Source organism: Chthoniobacter sp. (assembly GCF_040003245.1).
Taxonomy (GTDB): Bacteria; Verrucomicrobiota; Verrucomicrobiia; order Chthoniobacterales; family Chthoniobacteraceae; genus Chthoniobacter.
Genome location: NZ_JBDUCX010000357.1, coordinates 1 through 4,845, shown reverse-complemented (window position 1 = coordinate 4,845; position 4,845 = coordinate 1). Strand labels below are relative to the sequence as shown.

The 4,845-nt window shown below is 64.8% G+C and carries 4 protein-coding genes and 1 riboswitch; all 4 genes read right to left on the bottom strand.

What is annotated here, in order from left to right; all coding sequences use genetic code 11:
* Positions 1–757 (bottom strand): phosphomethylpyrimidine synthase ThiC (locus ABJF10_RS29330; RefSeq protein ID WP_348548156.1); only part of this gene is annotated, 757 nt, incomplete at its 3' end.
* Positions 758–872: 115 nt separating this feature from the next.
* Positions 873–987, bottom strand: a riboswitch (TPP riboswitch).
* 229 nt (positions 988–1,216) lie between these two features.
* On the bottom strand, positions 1,217–2,449 hold the full coding sequence (locus ABJF10_RS29325; protein WP_348548155.1) for a hypothetical protein: 1,233 nt from the start codon (positions 2,447–2,449) through the stop codon (positions 1,217–1,219).
* Between the two features lie 105 nt (positions 2,450–2,554).
* Entirely contained in the window at positions 2,555–3,862 is a 1,308-nt protein-coding gene (locus tag ABJF10_RS29320) for an adenylate/guanylate cyclase domain-containing protein (protein ID WP_348548154.1), read from the bottom strand.
* A 9-nt stretch (positions 3,863–3,871) separates the two neighbouring features.
* On the bottom strand, positions 3,872–4,845 hold a 974-nt coding region (locus ABJF10_RS29315), incomplete at its 5' end, for a CTP synthase (protein ID WP_348548153.1).

Genomic DNA, 4,845 nt, shown 5'->3' with positions numbered 1-4,845 from the left:
TCGGCTCGAGCTCGGGGTGGTTGATGTTCGCGGGGATGATGGCGCGGCCGGCGGCCACTTCGCTACGCACAAATTCGGGGGTGATTTCGGCGGGGATTCTTTGGGGGAAGCGGGTGAAGATGGAGGGAGAGTAATTAGTGCTTAGTGAATCAGTGCTTAGTGAGACCTGGTGGCTGCCGGCGTGCTGCTTGTGGAGGTCGTCGCGCTGGAGGTCTTGGGAGAGGTCGGCGAGCTGGGCGCGGCCCATGTTTTCGCGGATGGCGATGAATTCCATCTCGGGGGTGATGATGCCTTGTTTCGCATACCAGAGCTGGCTGACGGGGTGTCCGGCGCTGGCGCGGAGGGGGCGGCGGCGCTGGCCTTTCAATCCGGGGAATTCGACGAGGCGGTTGCGCTCGGCTTTGCTGGCGTACTCGGCGTGTTTGCCGGAGAGGTAGCCGTTGTCCTGGGGCTTCACTTCGCGGCCGTCGTAGGGGGCGACGTCCTGACGGGCGGCGATCCAGGCGGCGCGCAGGGCGGGCAGGCCTTCATCGGAGGTGCCGGTGAAACTGGGATCGCCCCAGGGGCCGGAGCAATCGTAGACGCGCACGGGGTCATTGGGCTCAGTCGCGCCGCTGACGGTGCGGGTGGGCGTGAGGGCGATTTCACGGACGGGGACGCGGACTTCGGGGTGGATGCTGCCTTCCAGATAGACGCGGGTGCTGGCGGGGAGCTGGTCGAGGCTGCTGGGTTCGATGGAGTCTTTCGGGGCGATCATGGGCAGGAGATGGGAATTCGAGTCAGACGAGAAGTCCGTGGTGCAGTGGGGACAATGGCAGATGGAAAATGGAAAAGCCGTGCGGCAGGAATGCGGCACGGCTGAGCTTTGAAACACGCCATCGGGCGCGGCTCCCTGCGGCGGCATGACCCGCATCAGGTTCAAAGGGTCGTCTGCCTTCGCTCGCGCGGTGCAGACCTCTCAGCCAAACGGCTCCCCTGCTGGTATTTGCTGGATGATAGGAGGGGGCGGGGGGGAGTCAAGGGCGACGGGGCCTGAGGTTTGGGTCGTGGCGGGGCTTTCGGGGAGGTACTGGAGGGAAACGCGCCGTCGCTTCCTGCGGACAGGTCGCAGCCCGGCACCGACGGCGCGGTGCCCTCCAGTTCATCCAACATCCAGTGCTCAGTGCTCAGTGCTCAGTGCTCAGTGCCCAGTGCCGAACGGTCGCCAAACGAACGCTTATCTGACGTCGAGCTTCGGGGGGGCGGCGGCGACGTTGGCCAGTTCCCACGCGAGGGTATTGAATTCCGGGGTGCGTTTGGCGCCGGTCATCACGCGGCTCATCGCCACGGAGGTGAAGCGGCCCATGCCGAGGGCGCGGGTCTCAGCGACGATTTTCCAGCGCTGGTCGGGCTTGGTGGCGATGTAGTGCACGACCTTGCTGAGTAACGCGTTTTCCATGGCGGGGGTGATGATTTCCGCCCGGGCGACCATGACGCGCTCGGTAGTCTTCGGCGCGGGGGTGATGGTGAGCGGCAGGGTGCGATCGGTCCAGGCGCGCGGCAAGGTGTAGAGGACGCGCAGGACGCGTTCCTGGAACCAGGAGCTTTCCCACGTCTGCACCATGGCGGCGGCTTCCTTTTCGTAAAGGCCCTGGCGGACGAGCGCGGCCCGCAGCGCGGCGGCCAGGGAATCCGCTCCCGAGCCGGAAGGCTGGGCGATGATCACGCTCCGGCTTTCCCCGGGGGCGAGCTTTTCCAAGGGTGTCCAGGTCAGGAGGCCATTGGCGCCCACCTCGTAGACGAAGAGGCTGGCCAGTTCCTCCGCGCCGGAATTGTTCACGAGGACGCGCACCGGTTCCATGCTATCGACGGTGACCGTGAGCGGAGTCGTGAAGTAGCCGACGCCGCGATAGAACAGGAATTTTTCGACCTCGGTCTTCCGGTCGGCGGTGACGCGCAGGAGCGAGGCGTCGGTCGCGCGCGCGGCATAATAGTGGCTGCCAGATTTTTCCAGCGGCAGGGGCAACGCCGGAGCGGAGGCCGGCAGGATCTCCACCTGTTTCCAATGCAAGGCGGGTTCCTTCACCGCCGGGTTGGGGGCAGCGCGGAGGCTCGCGTTCGCCGCGGACTGGGTGGGGTACCACTCGGTGACGGTGCCTTGAGGGAAACGCACTGCGACGTCCGCGGTGCGCGCTTGATCGCTGTAGAAATAGATGACCGGAGTTTCCATGCGCTGGCGGGTCACCAAGCCGGTTTTGAAGGTGGACCCGGGTGCACGATTGTTGTTGTAGACGAACCTGGGCAGTTCCGGGGCCACGAGTGGATTCCACTCCATCTGCACGCCGTCCGACCCCTGGACGGAGGTGAACGTGCCCCATTCGTGAACGGTGAATCCTGGGTCCGGCTCGGCGGCGAAGCCGATGGCCGCGGCGAAGATGAAAAGTGCGGGGAGGAGCAGGCGCGTCTTCATAACCGGGAAGATACTCTCACGCGCGGGAAGGGTTGTCAGTCCCGCGTGAGGGAATTGTCAAAGAATTGTCAGCGCTCGCAAGCTCACAATTCCCAGCCGGCGGGCTTACTTCCTCTGCATGGCGGCGACGAGGCTGTCGAAGGCCTGCGTCCAGGCGGTGCGGGCGTCCGCATCGAACTCCGGCCCGAGCGTGTCCGCGAGCGCGCCGAGGAGGGCCGCGCCGGCGATGGGAAAATGTTCCGGCCGCACGCCGTACAGGTCGTGGCGCTTGCCGAGTTGAGCAAGATTCTCGAAGAGCGCGGGCAGGTTGCGCAGTTCGCGCACAGTCCAGACGAGCTGATTGAGAAACATCTCATGTTGCCGCGGCATCGCGGTGGCGGCGAAGAGCTGCCGCATTTCCGGGGAGAGCGCGAAGAGATGGCGATAGAAGCGGTCGACGAAATTCTGGCCGTCGAGCAGCACGCGATGGATCTGCCGCTGCACGAGGAAGACGGGATCGGGATGGACGAGGCCCGTGATCTCATAGAGGCGCTGCGGTTTGCTTTGACCGCGCAAGACGGTCTTGAAGTCGTCACCCACGACGACGAGATCGCGGACATGGGCGTAGCATTCCTCGGTGATCAGCAGGCTGGTGCGGAGTTCCTTGTTCTGCGACTCGACGCGGGAGGCGACGTTCACGGTATCGCCGATGGCGGTGAGCTGCTGGCGCGCGGGATGCCCGATGCGCCCGATGATGGCCGGGCCGAAATGAATGCCGACGCGGATGGAAAGCGCCGCGCCAAAGTGCGGGCTGAGGTGGTCGCTCAATTCGCGCACGGTGTGCTGCATGAGCAGGGCGGCGCGCACGGCATTGAGGATCAGCTCGGGTGGCGTGCCGCCGTCGATACCCCAGAGCGCGAGCAGGCCGTCGCCGAGATACTTGTCGATGTAACCGGAGTTGCCAAGCACGGCTTCGCCGATGCGGAGGAAGAGGCGGTTCACCACGTGGACGACATCGTAGGGCATGCGCTCGGCGGCGAATTCAGTAAAGCCGTTCACATCACAAAAGAGCACAGCGAGCGGTAGTTCCTCGGAGCGCTCAGCGGCGACAGGGTCGGCGGTTTTATCGCGCTGCACATCCTGCCGCATGATGCGCTCGACGCGCAGATCGTTGGCGGACTGGAGCTGGCAGGCGAGGCGGATTTCGTCGGGCCAGTTGTGCATGCGCGCGATCTCCGCTTCATCCACGGTGCGCACGGGCAGCGCGCCCTCTACCACGCGCACGCGGCAGGTGGTGCAGCGGGCGAGGCCGCCGCAGTCATGAAACAGCGGTACGCCGGCCTCGAGCGCCACTTCCAGCAAAGTCTTGCCGGGGAGCGCGGAGACGGGCATTTCGCCGCCTGCTTCGCCGACAAATGTGACCTTCGCAGACACGGCGCCGGCCTAACTTCCGTGGCCGAGGCAGGCCGTGACGAAGCCCTTGAAGAGCGGGTGGGGCTTGTTCGGCTTGGACTGGAATTCCGGATGGAACTGGCAGGCGAGGAAATACGGGTGGTCCTTGAGTTCGATGATCTCGACGAGCTTGCCATCGGGCGAGGTGCCGCTGATGACGAACCCTTTCGAAGTCATCATCTCGCGATACTTCATGTTGAACTCGTAGCGATGGCGGTGCCGCTCGCGGATCTCCGTCTTGCCGTAGACCTGCGCGGCGCGCGTGCCCTCGACGATGTTCGTGATCCACGAGCCGAGGCGCATGGACGCGCCCTTGTCGGTGACGTCTTTTTGCTCCTCGAGCAGGTCGATGACGGGATCCCTGGCCGAGATGTCGAACTCGGTGCTGTTCGCCTCGGTGAGGCCGCAAACGTGGCGGGCGAATTCGATCGTCGCCACCTGCATGCCGAGGCAGAGGCCGAGGAAGGGCGTTTCCTGTTCGCGCGCATACTGGGTAGCGCGGATTTTGCCCTCGATGCCGCGGTCGCCGAAGCCGCCGGGCACGAGGATGCCGGCTGCTTCGCGCAGGAATTCCGAGGGATGTTTTTCCTCGAGCTCCTCCGCATCGACCTGCACGAGATCGATGCCACAGTCGGCGCCGGCGCCGGCGTGGGTGAGCGACTCGTAGATGGATTTGTAGGCGTCCTGGAGCTCGATGTATTTGCCGACGACGGCGATCTTGACGCGCTTCTTGGGCTTGATGACGCGGGAGACGAATTTCTTCCAATCGGTCATGTCCGCGGGTGGCGCGGTGATGCCGAGCAGACGGCAGACGGTGTCGTCGAGGCGCTCGTGCTGGAGCATGATGGGCATCTCGTAAATGGTGTGGTCGACGTCGCGGGCCTCGACCACGGCCTCGAGCGGGACGTTACAAAAGACGGAGAGCTTGTAGCGCACGTCCTCGCCGAGCGGATGCTCGGTGCGGC